At 70.6% G+C, this 21,640-nt stretch carries 18 protein-coding genes; 7 read left to right on the forward strand and 11 right to left on the reverse strand.

What is annotated here, in order from left to right; all coding sequences use genetic code 11:
* The first annotated feature begins 29 nt into the window (after positions 1-29).
* Positions 30-1,715: a DUF2207 domain-containing protein gene (locus tag ACZ6Z4_RS03415; protein ID WP_465557665.1), complete on the forward strand. Its 1,686-nt coding sequence runs from the start codon at positions 30-32 to the stop codon at positions 1,713-1,715.
* Here the strand turns inward: ACZ6Z4_RS03415 and ACZ6Z4_RS03420 are convergent, their stop codons facing one another.
* The 3 genes from ACZ6Z4_RS03420 to ACZ6Z4_RS03430 all read right to left on the reverse strand — a co-directional run bounded on the left by ACZ6Z4_RS03420 (position 1,716) and on the right by ACZ6Z4_RS03430 (position 6,158).
* Positions 1,716-3,578, reverse strand: coding sequence for a neutral zinc metallopeptidase (locus ACZ6Z4_RS03420; protein ID WP_465557667.1), 1,863 nt, complete (start codon positions 3,576-3,578; stop codon positions 1,716-1,718). It abuts the gene before it with no gap.
* A 9-nt stretch (positions 3,579-3,587) separates the two neighbouring features.
* Positions 3,588-4,715: a neutral zinc metallopeptidase gene (locus ACZ6Z4_RS03425; protein WP_465557669.1), complete on the reverse strand. Its 1,128-nt coding sequence runs from the start codon at positions 4,713-4,715 to the stop codon at positions 3,588-3,590.
* A gap of 120 nt (positions 4,716-4,835) precedes the next feature.
* The gene (locus tag ACZ6Z4_RS03430) at positions 4,836-6,158 is read right to left on the reverse strand and encodes a neutral zinc metallopeptidase (RefSeq protein WP_465557671.1); all 1,323 of its coding nucleotides are present in this window, start codon (positions 6,156-6,158) and stop codon (positions 4,836-4,838) included.
* A 230-nt stretch (positions 6,159-6,388) separates the two neighbouring features.
* Here ACZ6Z4_RS03430 and ACZ6Z4_RS03435 point away from each other — a divergent pair, with 230 nt between their 5' ends.
* Complete coding sequence (locus ACZ6Z4_RS03435; protein WP_465557673.1) at positions 6,389-8,068, forward strand: DUF2207 family protein; 1,680 nt, start codon at positions 6,389-6,391, stop codon at positions 8,066-8,068.
* Here the strand turns inward: ACZ6Z4_RS03435 and ACZ6Z4_RS03440 are convergent, their stop codons facing one another.
* From ACZ6Z4_RS03440 to ACZ6Z4_RS03450, 3 genes are read right to left on the reverse strand one after another with little or no spacing between them, the layout of a single operon-like run.
* Positions 8,069-9,349 (reverse strand): peptidase C39 family protein, encoded by a 1,281-nt coding sequence (locus ACZ6Z4_RS03440; protein ID WP_465557675.1) that lies wholly within the window; start codon positions 9,347-9,349, stop codon positions 8,069-8,071.
* A 57-nt stretch (positions 9,350-9,406) separates the two neighbouring features.
* On the reverse strand, positions 9,407-9,955 hold the full coding sequence (locus ACZ6Z4_RS03445) for a GNAT family N-acetyltransferase (protein WP_465557677.1): 549 nt from the start codon (positions 9,953-9,955) through the stop codon (positions 9,407-9,409).
* A gap of 33 nt (positions 9,956-9,988) precedes the next feature.
* A complete protein-coding gene (locus ACZ6Z4_RS03450) occupies positions 9,989-11,083 on the reverse strand; it encodes a neutral zinc metallopeptidase (RefSeq protein ID WP_465557679.1) in 1,095 nt (364 codons plus the stop codon).
* Between the two features lie 83 nt (positions 11,084-11,166).
* Between ACZ6Z4_RS03450 and cysS the strand changes: the two genes are divergently transcribed.
* The 3 genes from cysS to ACZ6Z4_RS03465 are packed head-to-tail and all read left to right on the forward strand — an operon-like array spanning position 11,167 to position 14,017.
* On the forward strand, positions 11,167-12,600 hold the full coding sequence (gene cysS, locus ACZ6Z4_RS03455) for a cysteine--tRNA ligase (protein WP_465557681.1): 1,434 nt from the start codon (positions 11,167-11,169) through the stop codon (positions 12,598-12,600).
* A gap of 2 nt (positions 12,601-12,602) precedes the next feature.
* The gene (gene rlmB, locus ACZ6Z4_RS03460; protein WP_465557683.1) at positions 12,603-13,568 is read left to right on the forward strand and encodes a 23S rRNA (guanosine(2251)-2'-O)-methyltransferase RlmB; all 966 of its coding nucleotides are present in this window, start codon (positions 12,603-12,605) and stop codon (positions 13,566-13,568) included.
* The gene (locus ACZ6Z4_RS03465) at positions 13,565-14,017 is read left to right on the forward strand and encodes a hypothetical protein (protein ID WP_465557685.1); all 453 of its coding nucleotides are present in this window, start codon (positions 13,565-13,567) and stop codon (positions 14,015-14,017) included. The genes rlmB and ACZ6Z4_RS03465 overlap by 4 nt, the downstream gene beginning before the upstream one ends.
* A gap of 85 nt (positions 14,018-14,102) precedes the next feature.
* Here ACZ6Z4_RS03465 and ACZ6Z4_RS03470 read toward each other — a convergent pair whose 3' ends face one another.
* From ACZ6Z4_RS03470 to ACZ6Z4_RS03490, 5 genes are all read right to left on the reverse strand, one after another.
* A complete protein-coding gene (locus tag ACZ6Z4_RS03470; RefSeq protein ID WP_465557687.1) occupies positions 14,103-15,062 on the reverse strand; it encodes a type IV toxin-antitoxin system AbiEi family antitoxin domain-containing protein in 960 nt (319 codons plus the stop codon).
* Positions 15,063-15,235: 173 nt separating this feature from the next.
* Positions 15,236-16,114 carry a S1 family peptidase gene (locus tag ACZ6Z4_RS03475; RefSeq protein ID WP_465557689.1) on the reverse strand — a complete coding sequence of 293 codons (879 nt, stop codon included), beginning with the start codon at positions 16,112-16,114 and terminating at the stop codon, positions 15,236-15,238.
* Positions 16,115-16,286: 172 nt separating this feature from the next.
* Positions 16,287-17,159, reverse strand: coding sequence for a S1 family peptidase (locus ACZ6Z4_RS03480; RefSeq protein ID WP_465557691.1), 873 nt, complete (start codon positions 17,157-17,159; stop codon positions 16,287-16,289).
* A gap of 156 nt (positions 17,160-17,315) precedes the next feature.
* Positions 17,316-18,947: a DUF7800 domain-containing protein gene (locus ACZ6Z4_RS03485; RefSeq protein WP_465557693.1), complete on the reverse strand. Its 1,632-nt coding sequence runs from the start codon at positions 18,945-18,947 to the stop codon at positions 17,316-17,318.
* A 31-nt stretch (positions 18,948-18,978) separates the two neighbouring features.
* Positions 18,979-19,563 carry a TetR/AcrR family transcriptional regulator gene (locus ACZ6Z4_RS03490; RefSeq protein ID WP_363667144.1) on the reverse strand — a complete coding sequence of 195 codons (585 nt, stop codon included), beginning with the start codon at positions 19,561-19,563 and terminating at the stop codon, positions 18,979-18,981.
* Positions 19,564-19,648: 85 nt separating this feature from the next.
* On the opposite strand from ACZ6Z4_RS03490, the gene ACZ6Z4_RS03495 reads away from it, so the two are divergent.
* A complete protein-coding gene (locus ACZ6Z4_RS03495; protein ID WP_465557695.1) occupies positions 19,649-20,800 on the forward strand; it encodes an acyl-CoA dehydrogenase family protein in 1,152 nt (383 codons plus the stop codon).
* On the forward strand, positions 20,797-21,564 hold the full coding sequence (locus tag ACZ6Z4_RS03500) for a 3-hydroxyacyl-CoA dehydrogenase (protein WP_465557697.1): 768 nt from the start codon (positions 20,797-20,799) through the stop codon (positions 21,562-21,564). The genes ACZ6Z4_RS03495 and ACZ6Z4_RS03500 overlap by 4 nt, the downstream gene beginning before the upstream one ends.
* Positions 21,565-21,640: the final 76 nt, after the last annotated feature.

Below are 21,640 nucleotides of genomic sequence, written 5' to 3' on the forward strand. Positions count from 1 at the left end.
GCGAACCGCCCCGAGACTACTCTCACCCCATGTCACTGAAGCGCCGCCTCCTACCGGCTGCCCTGCTCGTCACGCTCGCGGTCCCGTTCGTTGCCGTGGGCGCGCTGCCGGCCCAGGCGGCCGGCGACCAGATCACGGCGTACGCCGCCGAGGCGACGCTCACCGGGGAGGGCGTGCTCCAGGTCAAGGAGACCGTCGACGTCGCGGCCGGGGGCAGCACCTTCGTGCGCACGCTCGCGACGCGGGTCCGCTCCAACGCCGACGACGACCGGGTCTACGAGGTCAGCAACGTGTCGGCCACGGTCAACGGCCAGCCGGCCGGCGGCTTCAGCGACAAGGAGATCGACAACGGCCGGGAACTGTCGGTGAACACGTCCGGCCAGTCCAAGATCGTCTACAGCTACGAGGTCGACAACGTCGTCGCCGACTCCACCGAGGGCCGCGAGGTCAGCTGGCCGATCCTCCAGGGCTTCGGTACGGCGGTCCCGAAGGCGACGCTGTCGGTCAACATCCCGTTCGCGACCTGGGTGACCTGCTTCGCCGGCCGGATCGGGTCGAGCATGCCGTGCACCTCGTTCCAGCTGGGCGAGTCGGCCGAGATCGTGATCGAGCAGCTGCAGGTCCCGGCCGGTGGCCGCGTCACCTTCCTGACCGGGCTGAGCGGCCAGGCGACGGTCACGCCGAACGCCGAGTTCAAGACGCGCTGGTCGCTGCACCACGCGTTCACCGCCGACTCCTCGACGGTCGGGCTGAGCGCGCTGCTGCTCGGGCTCGGCGTCCTGGGCGCCGCCGCGCTGTGGTTCTTCAAGGGCCGCGACGCGGGCAAGACCGGATCCGGTGCGACCGAGCGTCCGGTGCTGGACGGGACCGACGGGCCGCAGTTCGCCGCGCCGGACGGGATCCGCCCCGGCCAGGTCGGCACCGTGGTCGACGAGTCGGCCGACGTCGTCGACATCACCGCGACGCTGCTGGACCTTGCCGTGCGCAACTACCTGACGATCGTCGAGCTGCCTCGCGAGACGCAGTTCGGCCGGCACGACTGGCAGCTGGTCCGGCTCAACCAGGGCGGGCCCGAGCTGCTGCCGTACGAGAAGGCCCTGCTCGACGCGGTCTTCGCCGACGGCGACACCGTCCAGGTGTCCACGCTCGGCAACGCGCTGCGGCCCCGGCTCAACCTGGTTCGCGAGCAGCTGTACGCCGACGTCGTCACGCAGGGCTGGTTCGCCAGCCGGCCGGACGCCGTACGGAACCGCTGGATCACCGCCGGTCTGGTGCTGGTCGGCGCTGGTGTGGTGCTGACGATCGTGCTCGCCGTGGTCACCAAGTTCGGGCTGGTCGGCCTGGCGGTCATCCTGGCCGGTGTGGCGCTGTCGCTGGCCGGACAGGTCGCTCCGGCGCGGACAGCGCGCGGCGCCGCCGTACTGGGTCGTGTCGGCGGGCTGCAGCGGTACCTGGCCGAGGAGACCTCCGCCAGCCTCCCGCAGAGCCACCGGCTCGAGTTCGCGTCCCGCTGCCTGCCGTACGCCGCTGTGCTCGGGCTGACCGAGAAGTGGGCGCTGGAGATCGCCGCGACCGATGACGACGACGACCCCGACGCCGGCATCGGCTGGTACTCCGGCCCGGAGAACTGGCACCTGTCCGACATCGGGGAGTCGCTGAGCAGCTTCGTCACCACGTTCGGCGGGACGCTGACCGCGTCCCGCCGCCTCTTCTGACTAACTCGTGTACTGCGGGTTGGTGCTGAAGGTGTTGCAGTAGATCGGGTTCTTGAACGTGAAGCCACGGGTCGACCAGCGGTTGTGGTTCACCTTCGACCCGTGGTCGCGGACCTTCGGCTTGCTGAACTCGTCGCCGGCGTTGGCGACGGCGAACTTCCAGTTGTTCAGCAGGTCGCCGCGCATCGGGATGAACGGCGCGTTCGCCCCGAGGTAGGCCGAGCCGAAACAGGCCGCCTGCAGCTCGCGGCGCCGGGACTCCAGCAGCCGCAGGTTCGGGTCGGCCATCGTCGCCTGCCGGGCGAAGCTGGCCCGGAAGATCCCGGTCAGCTGCTGGACGTGGTGCCCGTACTCGTGGGCGATCGTGTTCAGCATCCAGGCCCGGGTGTAGTTCGGGTTGATCTTGTAGTTGTTGTAGTCGACGTTGAACGGCATGTAGATCGCCTCGTTCGCGCCGCAGTAGTAGCCGCGGGTGCCGCGCTCGGTGCCGCACGGGGTCTTCACCGTGTTCGCGTAGACGATCAGGTGCGGCGCCCGGAACGGCAGGCCGGCCTTCTTCAGCGCCAGGTACCAGGTGCGGTTCAGGCAGGGCAGGATCCGCTGGTAGTACGCCTTGGTCGCGGCGAACGTCGTCGGCCGGTACGGCGGCTCGACGCACTTGGTCGGCTGCAGGACGCCGACCGAGTAGATCTTGTTCTTGGCGACCGTCTCGTACGGCGTGGGCTGCCGCGGCTTCGGCGGGGGCTTCCGCGTCGGCGTCGGGGTGGGCGTCGGCGAGGGCGTCAGGCTGGGCGTCTCGCTCGGGGTCTCGCTCGGCGTCTCCGACGGGGAGTCGACGGCGACCGGGGTGGTTGGGGTGTCGTCACCGGTGAGCTTGAGCGCGACGGTCACACCGGAGCCGACCACGAGGACGGCGAGCGCGACCAGCATGATCAGCAGACCCTTGGACAGCGTCCGCGGCTTGCGGCGACGCCCCGGGCCCGGCGGCTTCGGAATCGGGATCGGCGGGTACTGCCAGCTCGGCTGACCACCCTGAGGCCCGTTCGGCGGCTGCTGCCAGCCACCCCCACCAGCTGCACCGGTCGACCACGGGCTCTGCGGCTGCTGCGGCCCGGTGTTAGGCCCAGGCCAGCCCCCGGACGGCGGAGGCTGGACGGGACCGGTGGAGCTGCTCGGCCAGGAGCCGGTGAAACCACCGGCGGACTGAACAGGACCCGTCGGAGCAGGCCCCTGCGGGCCGCCGCGACCGCTTGAGGCGGGTCCCTGCGCCCCGCCGGAGGCAGCCGGGCCTTGCGCCCCGTCGCTCGGCGGGCGGCCGGCTGCGTGCGCGCCGGAGCTCGGTGGGGTGCCCTGGCTCCAGCTCGCCCCGGCCGGGCGGTCGCCCGGCGCACCGGCGTTCGCCGGCCCGGCAGCGCTCGCTGGCCCGGCGGCGTTCGCTGGCCCGGCGGCGTTCCCCTGTCCACCGGTCGGCGGGGTGTTGCCGGTGCCGGTGTGGGAGCGGTAGCCGCTGGTGTTGCTCGGGCGGGGAGCGGTGGGTGGCGGGGCCGAGTGCTGGCCGCGCGGTGGGGTGGCCGGCTGTGGCGGGAGGTTCCAGCCGGGGTTGCTCGGCTGACCGGCCGGCGGCTGGTCGCCGAGGCCGGGGGTGTACCACTGCGGCGCGGCGGGCGGCTCGGTCGGGGGCGGGGCGACCTTGTCCTCCCGCTGGCTGCCGGGCTTCAGGTATTCATCGGGCTTGTCGGTGGACTCAGTCCACCAGCGGGGCGACTGGCCATCCCGCGGGGGCGTGCCAGGGTTGCCTTCGGGCTGTTCGCCCTCCGGCTCCGACGGCTCCCGCCCAGGGGGTGGATTCCAGTTGTCCGACATCGATACTCCTCACGAGACCTTGCTGGCCGAAGCCGTGAACGTGTTGCAATTCGCGCTGTTGACAGTGTTGAAGCCCCGCGCGGTCCAGTACTGGTGACTGACCCGCGCCCCGTGGTCCCGTGGGCCGCCACGGTTGTTCTCATCCCCGGTCTGCGCCTCGACGTAACGCCGGTAGATGGTCAGATCGAGCCCGGTGATCCCGTACGACGCCTGGTTGGCCCCCAGGAAGGCAGCCCCCAGGCAGGACGCCTGCAGCTCGATCCGCCGGCTCACCTCGAGCCGGGCGTCCTGGTCGGGCGCGTCGTACTCGAGCTGCGCGGCGGCCGGCAGGATCCCGGCCAGCTGCTGCAGGTGGTGCCCGAACTCGTGCCCCGCCGTGTACGAGGCCCACATCCGCGAGAAGGACCGGTTGGCGGCGTCACCCGCCCGGTTCCACAGCTTGATGTCGTCCTCGTACTTCAGGTAGAGCGTCCGGTTCGCCGCGCAGTAGAACGACGTCGGCGACGAACTGGTGCACGGTGACTGGACGGTACCGGCCCAGAAGATCACCCGCGGTGCGGCGTACTCGTCCTGTCCGGCCCTCACCAGCGGCGTCCAGGCCCGGTTCAGGCAGCCGATCAGGTTCGCGTAGTAGCTCTGCACGGCGGCCGCGGTCGCCAGCGGGATCTGCGGCTCGCGGCAGTTCACCGTCTTCTGCACCCCGCTGCGGTAGAACCCGTCGGTCTGGACGATCGCTGCATTCCGCTGCGACGCTCCGGGCACTCCAGGGGTTCCTGAGGAGCTGTCGTCGGGCGCCGTCGGCGTAGCGGTCGCGCTGGTCGGGGCGAACCCCGGCCCGTACGACGGCGCGACCGTGGGCGCGCTGCTCTCGCGGAGCGCGACCGCGCTGATCAGCACGAGCACACCGACCCCACCGAGCAGCAGCAGTCCGGCCAGCAGGCCGGTACGGCGCTTGCGCGGCGGACCGCCGTGCCGGAACCGGCCGCCGCCGAGCTCGGGCCCCCAACCCACCTGCGGCAACGCGGGACCGCCACCCGGCGTACCGGGTAGCGGGTAACTGGCATAGAGCGGTATCGACCCGTCGGGCATCGGTCCCGGCGGTGCTCCTGGTGGTGCGCTCCAGTCCTGGTCAGACACGGTTGTTCCTCATCCCCCCGGGACACACAGGGCGTGATCCGGACGGCCAGGCTATCCATCCCCACCCGGCCACGTCAGCACATTGCTGGGGTGATCATCCGTGACGACCCCGCCGACGCGCTAGCGGACGCGTGCCGACGGGGCCGTGAAGGTGTTGCAGGCGCCCGGGTTGCGGCTGTTGAACCCGCGCAGCGCCCAGTACTGGTGGTTCGGGGCGTCGCCGTGGTCGTTGCCGTAGTCGGTCACGTTGACGATCAGGAACCGCCACTGCGACAGCGCCCGGCCGGTGACCGGGTAGGTCCGCCGGTTGGCGCCGATGAACACGTCGCTGAAGCAGGAGGCCTGCAGCTCCAGCCGCCGGGTCATCTCCAGCGCGGTGGTCCGGTCCGGGGCCTCGTAGCGCATGTCGTGGTTGGCCTGCAGGATGCCGGTCAGGTGCTGGATGTGGTGCCCGTACTCGTGCGCGAACTGGTGCAGCATCCACATCCGCGCCCAGACCTTGTCGTACCGGCCGTAGTTGCCGATGTCCTCGCGCAGGTTCATGTAGATGGTCTCGTTGGCGCTGCAGTAGAACGGTGGGCCGGTGTCGCTCATCGTGCCGCCGCACGGCGACTGGACCGTGCCGGTGAAGCTGACCACGGTCGGCTGGCGGAAGGTCGCGCCGGAGCGGCGGACCTGCGCCGTCCACGCGCGGGCCAGGCAGGCCTTCAGCTGGACGTAGTTCCGGTTGGCGCCGGCGGTGTTGGCCGGGCGGGCGCCGCTCTCCTTGCAGCCGGTGCCGGCCATCACACCGGTCGAGTAGATCCGGTTCCGGCTGACGATCTCGTAGTCGGTCGGGCCGCGCTTGACCGGCGGAGTGGTGGTGCTGGTCCGCGGCGCGGTCGGCCGGGTCACCGTCGGCTGCGTGGTGCGCGGCGCGGTCGGCACGCTGGTCGGCTCACCGGTCGGGCTGACCGATGGGTCGCTGGTCGGCGAGTACGTCGACACCGGGACGGTCGGGCTGGAGTAGTCGTCCGGGCCGTTGCTCTTCAGCACGATGCTGACGATCCGCAGGCCGACGAACGCGACCGCGACGACGATCAGCGGCGCGATGAACCAGATCGCCTTGCTCTTCTTCTTCGGCGGCCGTGGCCCGCCGGGAGGCGGAGCGCCCCAGCCCATGCCGTGCGGGAGCTGCTGCATCGGCGGGCGGGCGGTGTAGTGCGGCTGCGTCTGCCACGGCTGCGGCGCCAGCGGACCGGGCGGCGGCACCTGCCCGTGCTGCATCGGCCCGCCCTGTTGCGGCGGACCGGCGTACGGCGGCTGCCCGCCGTACTGCGGCTGCTGCTGGTACGGCGGTTGCTGCCCGTACTGCGGTGGCGGGTACTGACCAGGTGGCTGGTACGGCCCCTGCGGTGGCTGCTGCGGGTACTGACCAGGAGGTCCCCACTGGTTGTCGGACACGCACACTCTCCAGCGCCCCGCCGGCGGTCGCACGCGGCTCGGGGCGAAGCCGCACCCGCCAGACGCTATCCGAGTCCGGGGGCGACCCGCCCACGGGTCCGGCCCGGTCCACCTGCCGGAATCGTTGCATCAGGCACGAGTACCGGTAAGGTGCCCCTGCAAGCGGCCGCTGCACGTCGTACCGCAGGGGACCGACCTTCCTGACCCTCTCGATACGGTGTGATTGGGCGATGCGTCTACGTCTGCTCGGGGTGTCCCTGTGCGCTCTCGGAATCCTGGTCGTGACCGGTGCTCAGGCCGGCGCGTCCGGTCTGCGCGCTGCCGCCGACCCGGTGGTGACCAACTACGACAGTGAGATCCGGGTCGACCGCGACGGCGCCCTGAAGGTCTCCGAGACGTGGAAGCTGAGCAACGTGACCGGGACCTTCACCCGGTTCCTGCTCACCCGCGACCACCTGCCCGACGACGTCGACCACGTGCAGAAGATCGAGGACCTGCAGGTCAAGGCCGGCGGCGAGACGAAGAAGGCCGAGCAGAGCGTCGACGGTGACATCACCTCGATCGCGGTCGAGGACGTCAGCGGCGACGCGCAGCTGGACTTCACCTACACCGTGCGCGGCGCGGTCGCGAGCACGCTGAACGGCACCGAGGTCCGGTTCGCGCCGCTGACCGGCCTGTCGTACACCGTGCAGGACGCGAACATCGTCTACAGCACCCCCGAGGTCTCGCACGTGTTCTGCGTGGCCGGCGCGGTGGACAGCAACCACCCGTGCACGCTGGCCCAGCTCGGCGAGACCGCCGGCCCGACGTTCCGCCAGCAGGGCCTGCCGCCGGGCAACACGGTCCGGATGACGGTCGGTTTCCCCTCCGGCGAGATCGCCGCGAACTCGATCGTCGAGTACCGCAAGACCTTCGCGCGGGCCTTCTCCACCGACGCCGCCCAGCTGATCACGGCGCTGCTCGTGCTGCTGCTCGGCGCCGGCGCCCTGCTCGCGCTGTACCGGCTCCGCGGCCGCGACCAGGTCGACCCGAGCCGCGTCGTCCCGGCGTCGCTGTTCAGCCTCGGCCAGGACACCCGGATCGACTTCACCCCGCCGGCCGACCTGCGGCCCGGCGAGGTCGGCACGCTGATCGACGAGCGGATCGACCCGGTCGACGTGACCGCCACCATCATCGACCTGGCGGTCCGCGGCCACCTGACCATCACCGAGCTCGAGCACGCGAACGAGTACGCCCGGCCGGACTGGCAGCTCAAGCGGGTCGCCAACGCGCCCTCGGAGGAGCTGCAGCGCTACGAGAACGTCCTGGTCCGCGCGATCTTCGGCGACAACGACACGGTCCTGGTCTCCGAGCTCGGCCCGCAGGTCCGGGCGAACCTCGGCCAGGTCCAGGACGCCCTGTACGACGGCGTCGTGAAGCGCGGCTGGTTCACCGAGCGCCCGGACCGGACCCGCTCGCTGTGGACCACCGTCGGGCTCGGCCTGACCGTGCTGGGCGTCGTGCTGATCGTCCTGCTCGCCCTGTTCAGCACCTGGGGTCTGCTGGGCATCGCCGTCACCGCTGTCGGCGTCGGCCTGCTGGTGATCGGCCGGCACATGCCTGCCAAGGCCCCGGCCGCCGGGCGGGTGCTCGGCCAGGTCGCGGCGATCCGCGGCGAGCTGCTGGAGATGGACGTCAGCGAGCTGCCCAGCGACCAGCACGTCGAGCTCTGCTCGCGCGCCCTCCCGTACGCCGTGGTCCTGGGCGGCTCGGAGCGCTGGATCGACGCCCTCGTCGCCACCGACGCGGACGACGACGAGGACGAGGGCTTCCCGTGGTACCGCGGGCCCCGCGGCTGGCACCTGCAGCACCTGCCCGACTCGCTGCGGAACCTCACCACCAACCTGACCGGGGCCCTTTTCACTCGCTGACTACCAGTTGTCCTGGGCTCCGGCCCGGGGCAGCTGCTTCCAGCTCGGGTGGATGACGTAGACCAGTCCGCCCGAGTGCGGCACCCAGGCGTTCTCGAACGCCTTCCGGTCGTACGTCGTCCGGACCTCGTCGTTGCTCTTGATCAGGTGCGAGGCCGGGTCGTTGACGACGACGTTGCCGTTGCGGTCGAAGCCGACGATCACCATCAGGTGCCCGTTGGTCCCGTAGCCCGCGCCGGGCAGCTCGTCCTTCTCGAACGACAGCGACGCGACCAGCGGGATGCCAGCCTTGATGAACTGCTCGGCCTCGGTCAGCGAGCGCAGCCGGGTGACGAAGGCGTCCACCTTGCGCGTTCCGGCGTACGCGGTGTTGAAAGGCCAGTTCCCGGCGCCGTCGTAGTCGTAGTCGAAGACCATCCGGGCCGAGTGGTCGACCTGCGGGTCTGCGTCGGCCGGGTCGACCCAGCTGGTCTCGCGCTTGCTCGGTCCGGCTCGCCAGTAGTCCAGCACCATCGCGGTGGACGTCGCGGAGCACCAGGCCTCGCCGCCGTTGTCCCACTGCGGGTAGTGCCCGATGTGCGTCTCCTGCGAGTACGTCGGAACGTCCAGCACCTTGCCCCAGGCGCCACCGCCCTGGCTGACCGGCACGGTCTCGGCGTCAGGCAGCCGCGACGCCATGGCGCCGACCGAGCGGACCACTGGGGCCTGCCGGCTCCCGGCCTGACGGAACAGGGTCACCTTGAGCCGCCAGCGATCCAGCGAGTGCCCGTCGTTGGCCACGAAGGTGTCGACCGCGACATCGCCGACGGCGTCCTCCTGGTCGGGCACCGACGTGCGGTGCATGCTGTCGTCGCCACTGGTCCAGCGGCCGAGCACGTACCACTTGGTGCTCGTCCCCAGGTCGGAGCGACCCGACATCGACACCTCGATCCAGGTGCCGGCCGGGGTGGTGGCGTTCCAGGAGGCGACCAACTCGGTCAGGCCGAAGCCGGGCCGCACCTCCGGCGACACCCAGCTGGCCTGCTCGTAGGTCTTGGCGGTGCCGTCGCCGAACGGGTCGACGTACGCCGTCGTACCGGTGGGCTTGCGGAAGACCAGGTTGCCGCCGGCCATCGACGTGCCCTGGTGCTGGCCGGCCAGGAAGTCCAGCGGCGACGTCCACTGGTGGTATCCGATGTCGCGGCGCTCCTCCGGCGGGGCTGCGGCCGACGGCGAGATGACGAGGCTGCCGAGCACGGCGGAGGTCAGCAGCAGGGCGGTACTGCGGGTGACAGGGGTCATACTCTCCGACGATAGGGCACCTGTCGTGAATGTGTAACGGCTGACGTGTCGCCGTGGTTACTTCTTGTCTGGCCACTCGTCGGCGAGCAGCGCGTAGACCAGTTCGTCCGTCCACTCGCCCTTGAGGAACTCGTTGCGGACGAAGTGCGCCTCGCGGCGCATCCCGAGCCGCTCGAGCAGCTTCACCGAGCCGGTGTTGCGGGCGTCCAGCCGGGCGATCACCCGGTGCATCCGGTACTGCTCGAAGCCGATCCGGAGCAGCTCCTTCGCGGCCTCGGCGGCGTACCCACGCCCGCCGGACTCCGGGTGGAACACGTAGCCGATCTCGCCGGCGCGGTGCTCGGCCGAGTACACGAACAGCGTCACCTCGCCGAGGTGCTGACCGGTCTCGGTCAGGACGACCGCGAACGTCAGCGCCTGACCGTCCGCGTCCATCGGGACGTCGGCCAGCCGCTTGGCCAGCCCCTCGCGCACCTGCTCGGGCGAGCGCACGTCGTACAGCAGGAACCTGGCCACCTCCGGGTTCGACTGCAGCTTCAGGAGGTCGTCGTAGTCGGACTCGCGGTAGCGGCGCAGGGTCAGCCGTTCGGTGCTGATCTCAGTCATCGAAACCACCGTAGAACAAGGGCGCAACCCGTTTTAGCGGACCTTGTCCGAGGTCGCGGTGAAGGTGTTGCACAGGGCAACGTTGCGGGAGTTGAAGCCGCGGTTCATCCAGTACGGCTGGATGTACTTGCTGCCGTGCGTGCGCTCGGTGTCGTACTCGTCGCCGGAGTTGTTCGACAGCCAGACCCACTGCCGCTTGTACTCGCCGGTGATCGGCAGCGTGTTCCGGTTCGCGCCGTCGAAGATCGCGGCGAAGCAGGTGGCCTGGATCTCCATCCGGCGGTTCACCTCCAGCCGCGCGGTCCGGTTCGGGGCGTCGTACCAGAGGTCGTCGAAGGCGCTGGAGATCCCGGTCAGGTTCTGCAGGTGGTGCCCGTACTCGTGCGCCATCGTGTCGGCCATCGACACCTTCAGGAAGACCCGGCTGTAGTTCGCCTTGTACTTCGCGTACGCGCGGACGTCGCTCAGCCCGTCGATGTAGATGGTCCGGTTGGAGTCGCAGTAGAAGGAGCGCCCGGAGCTGCCGCCGCACGGCGAGCTCACGCTGCCGTTCATGGTGACCAGGTTCGGCGGCCGGAAGACGTCCCGCCCGGTCCGGACCTGCCGCGGCCAGGCGCGGTCCAGGCAGGCCTTGATCGCGGCGTTGAAGGCCGCCGCCGCCCGGATGTTCGGCGCGCTGGTGCCCGGCATCCGGCAGCCGACCGAGGTCTGGACGCCACCGCGGTAGAAGCCGTCCCGGGTGACGATCTCGTACGGCGTGGGCTGCCGCGGCGGAGGCGGCGTGGTCTTGGTCGGCTGCGGCGCCGGGGGCTTCGGGGCCGTGGTCGTCGGCTCCGCGGTGGGCTGCGGCTCCGGGCTGTAGGTGTAGGTGGGCTGCGGCTGGGTGTAGTCGTTGTGCCTGTTCTGCTTGTTGACCACACCGATCGTCCACAGCCCGGCGATCACCACGACGCCGAGCGCCAGCGGGATCACGACCGCGAGCCACGCCTTGGACTTCTTCTTCCGCGGCGGCTGCGGACCCCAGCCGAACTGTTGCTGCTGAGGCGGAGGAGGCTGGAACTGGTACGGCATCTGGGGCTGGTACTGCGGCGGGTACTGCGGTGCGCCGTACGGCTGCTGGTTCGACAAGGTTCCTCCTCGGGGAGCACCGTACCGGGCCACCTGTGGAGAATTTGTCAAGAGTGGTGCTCGGTGACCGTTACCCTTGATCGGTGACTCTTCGCTTGTACGACACCGCGACAGCAGCAGTGAGGGATTTCGTACCGGTCCACCCGGGCAAGGTCGGGATCTACCACTGTGGGCTGACGGTGCAGGGTGCCCCGCACGTCGGGCACATCTACAAGGAGGTCGTCTTCGACGTCCTGCGGCGCTGGCTCGAGCGCTCCGGGTACGAGGTCACCGTGATCGCCAACGTCACCGACATCGACGACAAGATCCTGGCCAAGTCGGCCGAGCGCGGCGTCGAGTGGTGGGCGCACGCCTACGAGTTCGAGCGCGAGCTGCACTGGGCCTACGACGTGCTCGGCTGCCGCCCGCCGACGTACGAGCCGCGCGCCACCGGGCACATCCCGGAGATGCTGGAGATGATCGGCGAGCTGATCGAGCGCGGGCACGCGTACGTCGCCCCCGACGGCTCCGGTGACGTGTACTTCGACGTCAAGTCCTGGCCGGCGTACGGCGCGCTGTCGCACCAGAAGATCGACGAGATGGAGGACGCGGCCGACGCGGACCCGCGCGGCAAGCGCGACCCGCGCGACTTCGCGCTCTGGAAGGGCTGGACCGAGGGCACCCCGGAGACCGCCTCCTGGCCCGCGCCCTGGGGCCGCGGCCGCCCGGGCTGGCACCTGGAGTGCTCGGCGATGGCCGGCAAGTACCTCGGCGCCGAGTTCGACATCCACGGCGGCGGGCTGGACCTGCGCTTCCCGCACCACGAGAACGAGCTGGCCCAGTCGACGGCGGTCGGGCAGAAGTTCGCCCGGACGTGGATGCACAGCGCCCTGGTCACCGCGGCCGGGGAGAAGATGTCGAAGTCGCTGGGCAACGGCGCGGTCGTCCGCACCGTGGTCGAGCGGGTCCGGCCGATCGAGCTGCGGTACTACCTGGTCCAGTCGCACTACCGGTCGGTGGTCGAGTTCTCGTTCGACGCGCTGGAGGAGGCCGCGACCGGGTTCCGGCGGATCGAGGGGTTCGTGACCCGGGCGACCGAGGTGACCGGTGGGGTCGCCGCGTCGGCCGAGCTGCCGGCTGACTTCGGGGCAGCGCTCGACGACGACTTTGGTACGCCGGCCGCTGTCGCCGTACTGTGGAACACGGTTCGCGAGGGCAACAAGCTGGTGGCCGACGGCGACTCGACCGCGCTGCGGGAGGTGCTGGGCTCGGTCCGGGCGATGCTCGACGTGTTCGGGCTGGACCCGCTGGCCGAGCCGTGGGCCTCCCGGTCCGGGTCGAACGACGAGCTGACCGAGGTCGTCGACGGGCTGGTCGGTGCGCTGCTGGACCAGCGCAAGGCGGCCCGGGAGCGCAAGGACTACGCGGCGTCGGACCAGATCCGCGACCGGTTGAAGGAGCTCGGCGTCGTCGTCGAGGACACCCCGCAGGGGTCGCGCTGGACGATCGCCCCGCGCCCAACGAGTGAAGGAAACTAGACGTGCCAGGCAGTAGTCAGCGCAAGGGCGCCATCCGGAAGAAGCCGCGCGGGAACCCGACGGCCGGTTCCGGTGGCCGGGTCCGCCGGGGGCTGGAGGGCAAGGGCCCGACGCCGAAGGCGGTGGACCGGACCAAGCACCCGGCCCACAAGCGGGCCAAGGCCAAGGAGCGCGCCGAGAACCGTTCCGGCGGCGGCCGCCGGCCGGCGCGCAAGGACGAGGGCGCGACCGTCGAGTGGGTCTACGGCCGCAACCCGGTCGTCGAGGCGCTCCGGGCCGGCGTACCGGCCAGTGCGGTTTATGTTGCCGAGGGCACCGAACGTGACCCGCGGCTGCGCGAGGCGCTGCTGCTCGCCGTCGAGCGCGGCATCGCGCTGCTCGAGGTGCCGCGGATCGAGCTCGACCGGCACACCAGCAACGGCGCGCACCAGGGCCTGGCGATCCAGATCCCGCCGTACGAGTACGCCCACGCCGACGACCTGCTCCGGGCCGCGTACGACGCGAACCAGGCGCCGCTGATCGTCGCGCTGGACGGCGTCACCGACCCGCGCAACCTCGGCGCGATCACCCGCTCGGCCGCCGCCTTCGGCGCCCACGGCGTCCTGATCCCCGAGCGCCGCGCCGCCCAGGTGTCCGCGTCCGCGTGGAAGACCTCCGCCGGCGCCGCCGCCCGGATCCCGGTCGCGAAGGTCACCAACCTCAACCGCGCCCTCAAGTCCTACAAGGACGCCGGCCTCCTGGTCGTCGGCCTCGACATGGGCGGCGAGGTCGAGCTCCCCGACCTGGCCTCGGCCACCGACCCGATCGTCCTGGTCGTCGGCTCCGAAGGCAAAGGCCTGGCCCGCCTGGTCCGCGAGAACTGCGACATCATCGTCTCCATCCCGATGACGTCGGCCACCGAGTCCCTCAACGCCGGCATCGCCACCGGCGTAGCCCTCTACGAGATCTCCCGCCGCCGCGCGCAGTGAGTCTGCTGCTGCGCTTCATCGCCGAGGTCGCGGACGAGCCACTCGTCCTCGACCCGGCGAACGAAGGCCGCGAGAACACCTGGTTCCTGTCCACCTCGGACGAGGACCTGGCCACCCTCAGCCCCGCCGACATCACCACCGCCTTCGAACAGTGCGCCGAAGCCCTCCGCCGCCGCCTGGCCGCCGAGGGCCACCACGCCCCCGCCCTCTTCTTCGTCTGGCACGACGAAATCGCCGGCCAGCTCCGCTGCTCGACCACGTCCTACCCCGCCGACCAACTCCCCTTCGGCTGCACCGTCGTCCCAGCCACCCTGGAGTCGATCGCCGCCGACTTCCTCCGCGCCCCCGGCTACATCCCGTGGACCGACCTCCGTCCAGCCGACGAGACCGCGGAGGACGAGGACGACCGCGAGTGGACCGTCGAGGTCTGGACCACCCCGGTCACCTGACCGCGGCCCTTCGTACGCCGTACCGGCCCGCCCAGTTTGGGGACCTTGAACAGGAACGCGGGGCCTTGAACACGTTATTTGGTGTTCAAGGCCCCGCGTTGCTGTCCGCACCATCGACTGTCAGCGCCCGCTGGATGCGCTCGGCCACCTGGTACGGCCGGTCCAGATCGGCCCAGCCGACCCGGACGAAGGAGTAGCCGAGCTCGCGCAGCCGGTCCTCGCGCCACTTCTCGGCGACAACGGCGTTCGCAGGCTGCCGTACGCCGTACTTCTGCACCCCGTCGAACTCGACGATCAGGCGCCGTCCGACCAGGAAGTCCACCCGCCCCGCCAACTCGCCGCGCTCGTCATGGATCTCCACCTGCAACCGCGGCCGGGGCAGCCCGTGGTTGGCCATCAGCACCCGCAGGCGCGACTCACCGACGGATTCGCTCAACCCGTCGGCGAAGCGTGCGGCCGCACGAGCCGCCGGCGATCCCGCCCACAACTGGAACCGGTCGGCCGTCGCCACCAGCTCCTCAGGTCGCACCAGATCTGCCCGCAGCGCCGCATCGGCCACAACCACCCCCACCTCGTACGACGTACTGCAGGCGATCTCCACGACAGCCCGAGCGGCTGATGTGACGCGGCGCTTGTTGAGCGACCGGGTGTCGTCCGGTGTCAGCGGCGAACGATGCACCTGCATGACGCGGTCCGACCGAGCGCGTCCTCTGGACCGGGTGACCTGGACCCGATCGAGGTCCAGCCCCCACGACGGCAGCCCGAACTGCAGCGCCGCCGACTGGTGGCTGATGGCGACGCTCTCGTCGAGCCGATGAGCGACCACCCGGGTCAGCAGCCGGTGCGTCCGCTCGGCGCGCTCCCACGGCGGCTCGTCCACCACGGCAGCCCCGACCTCGGCGTACGCGTCGCGGCACAGCCGCACCCACCTGCCTGCCCGCAACCGCTGCCGGATCTGGCTGTCGCTGTACCCCGCCTCCGACGCGTCCGCCCGGGAGAACCAGCCACCCCGTCGCCGCGCGATCACCACCAACCTCGGATTCACAACCCCAAGGTGCCGCCGGATGCCACCGCGGCCGACGCCGACCTTCCACCTGTGGACAAGCCGCGTCCCGGGGGCGTGCACACCAAAGCGGGGCCTCGGACAAGCAATAACCTGTCCGAGGCCCCGACTTGATATCCCCGGCCCCGCTACGTGCGGGCGCGACAGGAGTGGGGTCAGTACACGTTCACGTTGTAGACGGCCAGCGCCTCCGGGACCGGCTGGAAGAACGTCGTGCCGCCCGACGAGCAGTTGCCGCTGCCGCCTGAGGTGAGGCCGAGCGCGACCTCGCCGGCGAAGAGGGCGCCGCCGGAGTCGCCGCCTTCGGCGCAGACGTTGGTCTGGATCAGGCCGGTGACGGTGCCTTCGGCGTAGTTGACGGTGGCGTTGACGCCGGTGACGGTGCCGGTGTGGACCTGGGTGGTGCTGCCGCTGCGGGTGACGGCCTGGCCGACGGTGGCGTCGCCGGCGCTGGTGATCTCCTGGAAGGAGCCGTTGTAGAGGTCGACGTTGCCGGGCGGTTCCGTCGTACCGGCCGGGTACTTCACCAGGGCGTAGTCGTTGCCGGGGAAGCTGGAGCCCTGGACGGTGCCGACCGACGTGCCGTGGCCGGAGTCGGCGAACCACTCGGCGGCGATGTTGCCGCAGTGGCCGGCGGTCAGGAAGTAGTACGACGACCCGTCGGTGACGTTGAAGCCGAGCGAGCAGCGGTACTGGCCGCCGTAGATGGCGTCGCCGCCGGACAGCTTCTTGGTGAACTTGCCGGGGACCTTCGTCAGCGTGACCTTGCTGCCGAAGCTCCTCGTGACCTTCGTCAGCGCGGCGTACTTGGCGCCGGTGACGGTGTCGTCGTACGAGACGGTGACGTTGCCGTCGGAGCCGGTGACCCAGCTGGTGCCGGGGATCGACGCCTGGTCGGCGAGCGTCGCGGTGATGCTGTCGGCGGTCAGCGCGGCGGGTGCTGCCGAGGCCTGCGTGGCCAGCAGGCCGGTGGTGGTGGCGAGCGCGGCAGCAGCGACGGCTGCGGCGACGCGGCGGGCGGGAGTGAATGGCATGGTCAGCCTCCTCACGAGAAGGACGCATTCGGGGCGGACGCGTCCAGGTCGACCGAAGTAAGGCCTACCCAGCACCTCACCCACTACGCGGCCGGGCCCGATCTCGAAGGGCTAACCTTCACCTGCGCACCGGCGGGTTATGGACGTCCATAACCCGCCGGTGATGACCAGGTCAGTACACGCTCACGCCGTACCGGTTGAGGACCTCGACGACCGGCTGGAAGTACGTCGTCCCACCGGTGCGGCAGTTGCCGCTGCCACCGGAGGTGAGGCCCAGCGCGGTGGTGCCGGAGAACAGCGAGCCTCCGGAGTCACCGCCCTCGGCGCAGACGTTGGTCCGGATCAGGCCGGTGACGGTGCCCTCGGCGTAGTTCACCGTGGCGTTCAGACCGGTGACCGAGCCGCTGCGCAGCCCGGTCGTGCTGCCGCTGCGCCGAACGGCCTGGCCGACCGTCGGGTTCGCGGCGCTGGTGATGTCCTGGTACGAGCCGTTGTACAGATTCACGTTGCCGGGGTGGTTCGTGTACGACGCCGCGTAGCGGACGATGCCGTAGTCGTTGCCCGGGAAGCTCGTGCCGTAGCGGGTGCCGAGCAGCGTCGTCTGCGACGAGTTGGCGTACCAGTTCGTGCCCAGGTTCGTGCAGTGGCCGGCGGTCAGGAAGTAGTAGGTGCTGCCGCTGCGCACGTTGAAGCCGAGCGAGCAGCGGTAGCCGCCGGTGTAGATGGCGTCGCCGCCGCTGATCCGCTTGGACAGGACGCCGGGCAGCTTCTCCAGGGTGATCTGGCTGCCGAAGCGCTTGGTGACGTTCGTGAGCGCGGCCAGCTTGCTGCCGCTCACGGTGTCGTCGTACGAGACAATGATCCGGCCCGACTTCTCGTCGGTCATCCAGGCGGTGCCGGGGATCGTCGCCTCCTTGCTCAGGGTGGCGGTGATCGTGCTCGCGGTGGCGACGGCCTCGGGGGCCGCGTTCGCGGAGGCGAGCTGGACGGTGGTGGCGACCAGGCCGGCGGCTGCCAGCAGGGCCACGGTACGGCGGATGCGCATGGTTGTGCCTCCTCACGATGAGGACGCCCGGGGCGGGAACGTCCTTGACTCAACCGTGATCTGTTCTACCGGAAACTGTCACAAAGTGCCCGAGCGAACGCGGAGCGTAAGGGTTTCCCTCCGTCCGGAAACCGGTCAGTGTCTGGACGGCGTTGGTCAGCCGGTGTAGGAGAGCGTTCTCCGCAGCAGCTGCCGGTCCCGGCCGAGCGCCGCGTGGTCGACGTCGACGCTCCACCGCTCGCCGTCCAGCGTCACGCTCATCACCCCGTTGTCGAACCACGGCCCGTACGCCGTACGCCAGGTCGCCGCGACGTCCCGCACCCCGGCCGACCGCGCCAGCTTGTGCAGCAGCGCCGTCATCCACCCGGTGTCGAGCAGCTTGTTCGCGACCCGGACGTGCTTCGGGATCGGGTTCCGGAACGGCGACATCGTCAGCTGCCGGATCGCCGTACCGGGGTGCTCGACCGCGGTCAGCCGGGCCTCGGTCACGTAGCTGCAGTGCACGTCGCCGGACAGCATCAGGATCGACGTCGGCGGTTGCTCAGACGCCACCAGTTCGCTGAGCAGGTCGGTCACGTCGTCGAACGACTTCCGGAACGACGCCCAGTGCTCCAGATCCATCCCCTGCCGGATCCGCTCGCCCAGCCGCGATCCACGCGCACCCCAGGCGCCCGACGAGATCGCCTCGTCCCAGCCCTCCAGGTGGTGCAGCCCCGGCGCCAGCAGGAACGGCAGCGTCGACGCCAGCAGCAGGTGGTTGATCGGCGTCGTCGCCTCGATGGTGTGCCGCCGGACCCACTCCCACTCGTGCGCGTCGACCATCGCGCGCTCGCCCGGCTGCAGGTGCCGCGAGCAGCGCGAGTCGATCGCCACCAGCCTCACACCCTGGCCGAAGTCGCGGTAGAAGCTCCAGCGGGTCGACGCCGGGTCCTCGTCGGCCTCCCACGCGAACGCGTCCAGGTACGCCGTACGCTCCGCGTCGTCGTCCAGCGTCCGCATCGCCTGGTATGTCGAGTCCTCGGCCAGCTGCTCCGGCGACAGGTTCCCCAGGTGCTGATAGACCCAGTACGACGCGTACGCGCCGACCACCCGGTCGTGCCACCACGGCTGCTGGGTCACCCAGTGTCGCCAGGTCAGTGACGTGTTCCAGTCGTCGCGCAGGTCGTGGTCGTCGAGCAGCATGCACAGCGGGACGGTGGAGAACAGCCAGCGCACGGCCGGGTGGATCCAGGCGTCGTCGTACAGCCAGGTGTACTCCTCGAAGTTGCCGATCTCGTCCTGCACTTCGGAGCCGGGCCGGCCGCCGTGAGCCGCGCGCAGCTTCTCCAGTACGGCGTCCGACGGGTCGTCGGCGTACACCTGGTCGCCGAGCAGCAGAATCGCGTCCGGCCGCTCGTGGTCGGTGCCGGCCATCCGCTCGGCCAGCGCGACCAGCGCGTCCGGCCCGAAGTCGGCGAACCCCTGCTCGTCGAACGGCGCCGACCGCCGGCACGACCCGAACGTCAGCCGGGTCCCGCCGTCGGCTGTCGGCGTCCGGATCACGCTCGGCCCGTACGGCGACTCGGTGAGCGGCCAGGCGCGCTCACCGCCGAGGTGCACTTTGTACGGCGTACTGGTGCCGGGCTCGAGGCCTTCGATCAGGACCAGCGCGTAGTGGTGGCCGTGCACGGACCAGGTGCTCGCCCGGTGGCCGAGGATCTCGACCTCACCCGGCTCGGTGGTCTCCACCCAGACGGTCGCGCGCGTCTGGTCGACGTACCGCAGCAGCGGCCCCAGCTTCAGTTGCATCCGGAAAAGCTATCGCCGCGCGCAAGTCCGGTCAGTCGACGCGAAGGGAGTGCAGCACGAAGGAGGCCAGCTCGCGGTAGGCCTCGGCGTCGTTGAGGCCGGTCCGCCGGGCGATGTCGCCGCGCTGGATGGCCTGCATGGTGTGCGCGACCATCTCGGCGGCGAAGCCGATGTCGACCTGGCGGAACGTCTTGCTGGCGATCCCGTCCTCGATCAGCTGCCGGACCCGGTCGGCGGCGATCCGGGTGTTGCGCTCGTAGACCGAGCGGGCCGGCGCGAACGTCGCGACGTCGTCCAGGAAGGTCCGGCTGGCCGGCCGCAGCGCGTCGGCGACGGCGTTCAGGTACGCCGCGATCCGGCGGTCGTGCCGGGTCTGCCGGGCGACTGTCGCCTCGACCTGCGCGGTGGCGTTCTTGAAGTAGTGCTTGACCACCTCGACGGCCAGCTGTTCCTTGCTCGGCGCGAGCGCGTACAGGGTGGTTTTGCTGCAGCGCAGCTCGGCGGCCAGGTCGTCCAGGGTGAATCTGCTGAAGCCCTGCGTGAGAAACAGGGACAGGAGCCGGTCGAGCAGCTCGGACTGCCTGCGGGTGCGGCGTCCCGGGACGACTGTTGTCATATCGAGACAGCATAGAACGATACTGCAGTTGAGGCGAGAGTATCGATCAGAGTATCGTTCGGGGAGCCGTTGAGAGGGGTGCCTGATGGCTGTCGACCGGTTGCTGCCGACCGAGGAATCCACCGAGCTGCTCGCGTTGGTCCGGGACCTGTGCGAGCACGAGCTGGCGCCGCACGCGGCGCGGGCCGAGGAGACCGAGACGTTCCCGCGGGACGCCTTCCGGACCCTCGGCAAGGCGGGCCTGCTCGGCCTGCCCTACCCGGAGCAGTACGGCGGCGCCGAGCAGCCGTACGAGGTGTACCTGCAGATGCTCGAGGAGATCGCCGCCGCCTGGATGTCGGTCGGGGTCGGGCTCTCGGTGCACACGATGACCAGCTACGCGGTGTCGAGCTTCGGGACCGAGGAGCAGCGCGCGCAACTGCTGCCGGACATGGTCGGGGGAGAGCTGCTCGGCGCGTACGCGCTGTCGGAGCCGCAGGCCGGTTCCGACATCAGCTCGATGACCACCAAGGCGGTCCGTGACGGCGACTGGTACGTGCTGAGCGGGACCAAGTCCTGGATCACGCACGGCTCGCACGCCGACTTCTACACCACGTTCGCCCGGACGTCGGCCGACCCCAAGCACGGGATCTCGGCCTTCCACGTCCCGGCATCTTCCGCGGGGCTCGGCTTCGGGGCGCCTGAGCGGAAGATGGGGCTGACCGGGTCCACCACGACGCTGGTCAACTACGACCAGGTCCGGGTCCCGGTCAGCCACCTGATCGGCGCCGAGGGCGACGGGATGCGGATCGCGCTCTCGGCGCTCGACTCCGGCCGGCTCGGGATCGCGGCCTGCGCGGTCGGGCTGGCCCAGGCGGCGCTCGACTGCGCGGCGGCGTACGCGCTGGAGCGCAAGCAGTTCGGCTCCGCGATCGCAGACTTCCAGGGGTTGCAGTTCCTGCTCGCGGACATGGCCGCGGCGGTCGAGTCGGCCCGGTCGACCTACCTGGCCGCGGCCCGGCGGCGGGATCTCGGCCGGCCGTTCACCCAGCAGGCGGCGATCGCCAAGCTGGTCTGCACCGACGCCGCGATGAAGGTGACCACCGACGCCGTCCAGGTCCTCGGTGGCTACGGTTACACCCGCGACTTCCCGGCCGAGCGCTACATGCGCGAGGCCAAGGTGACGCAGATCTTCGAAGGAACCAACCAGATCCAGCGCCTGGTGATCAGCCGCGACCTGCTCAGGAGTGTTCGATGAAGCTTGGCCCTTCCGACGTTGCCCTCGTCACCGGTGGAGGCTCCGGTCTCGGTGAGGCGACCGTACGCCGGCTCGCCGCGGCCGGCGTCGGCGTCGTGATCTGCGACCTGCCGTCGTCCGCCGGCAAGACGATCGCCGAGGAGCTCGGCGAGCGCGTGGTCTTCGCCCCCACCGACGTCACCGACGAGGCCGCGGTCGTCGCCGCTCTGGATACTGCGGCGTCGCTCGGCGACCTCCGCGTCGTCGTCACCTGCGCCGGCGTCGCCACTCCCGGCCGCGTCGTCGGCCGCAAGGGCCCGTTGCCCTTGGCAACCTTCCGCCAGGTGATCGAGGTCAACCTGATCGGCACCTTCAACGTCCTCCGCCTCGCCGCCGAGCGGATGGCCGCGCTGGAGCCCACCGCGGACGGCGACCGCGGCGTGGTCGTCATGACCGCCTCCATCGCGGCGTACGACGGCCAGGTCGGCCAGGCGGCGTACGCCGCCAGCAAGGGCGGCATCGTCTCCCTCACCCTGACCGCCGCCCGCGACCTCGCCGACAAGGCCATCCGCGTCGTCACCATCGCCCCCGGCACCATGGAAACCCCGATGCTGGCCGGCCTCCCCGAGGAAACCCGCACCGTCTTGGAGCAGCAGGTCCCGCACCCGTCCCGCCTCGGCCGCCCCGACGAGTACGCGTCCCTGGTCGCCCACATCCTCGACAACCAACTCCTCAACGGCGAAACCATCCGCCTCGACGGCGCCCTCAGAATGCCCCCGCGCTGAAACTGGGCTGTGGACAACGCCGGCCACGGCGCCGGAGCCTCGTATCTTCCCTGGCGAGAACAACCAGGGAAGGACG

Source organism: Kribbella sp. NPDC104740, from assembly GCF_055583505.1.

Bases quoted from the DNA above. Each gene is read 5' to 3' on its own strand.
- ACZ6Z4_RS03415 (WP_465557665.1), top strand. From the start codon at position 30: ATGTCACTGAAGCGCCGCCTCCTACCGGCTGCCCTGCTCGTCACGCTC.
- ACZ6Z4_RS03420 (WP_465557667.1), bottom strand. From the start codon at position 3,578: ATGTCGGACAACTGGAATCCACCCCCTGGGCGGGAGCCGTCGGAGCCG.
- ACZ6Z4_RS03435 (WP_465557673.1), top strand. From the start codon at position 6,389: ATGCGTCTACGTCTGCTCGGGGTGTCCCTGTGCGCTCTCGGAATCCTG.
- ACZ6Z4_RS03440 (WP_465557675.1), bottom strand. From the start codon at position 9,349: ATGACCCCTGTCACCCGCAGTACCGCCCTGCTGCTGACCTCCGCCGTG.
- ACZ6Z4_RS03445 (WP_465557677.1), bottom strand. From the start codon at position 9,955: ATGACTGAGATCAGCACCGAACGGCTGACCCTGCGCCGCTACCGCGAG.
- ACZ6Z4_RS03475 (WP_465557689.1), bottom strand. From the start codon at position 16,114: ATGCCATTCACTCCCGCCCGCCGCGTCGCCGCAGCCGTCGCTGCTGCC.
- ACZ6Z4_RS03480 (WP_465557691.1), bottom strand. From the start codon at position 17,159: ATGCGCATCCGCCGTACCGTGGCCCTGCTGGCAGCCGCCGGCCTGGTC.
- ACZ6Z4_RS03485 (WP_465557693.1), bottom strand. From the start codon at position 18,947: ATGCAACTGAAGCTGGGGCCGCTGCTGCGGTACGTCGACCAGACGCGC.
- ACZ6Z4_RS03490 (WP_363667144.1), bottom strand. From the start codon at position 19,563: ATGACAACAGTCGTCCCGGGACGCCGCACCCGCAGGCAGTCCGAGCTG.
- ACZ6Z4_RS03495 (WP_465557695.1), top strand. From the start codon at position 19,649: ATGGCTGTCGACCGGTTGCTGCCGACCGAGGAATCCACCGAGCTGCTC.
- ACZ6Z4_RS03500 (WP_465557697.1), top strand. From the start codon at position 20,797: ATGAAGCTTGGCCCTTCCGACGTTGCCCTCGTCACCGGTGGAGGCTCC.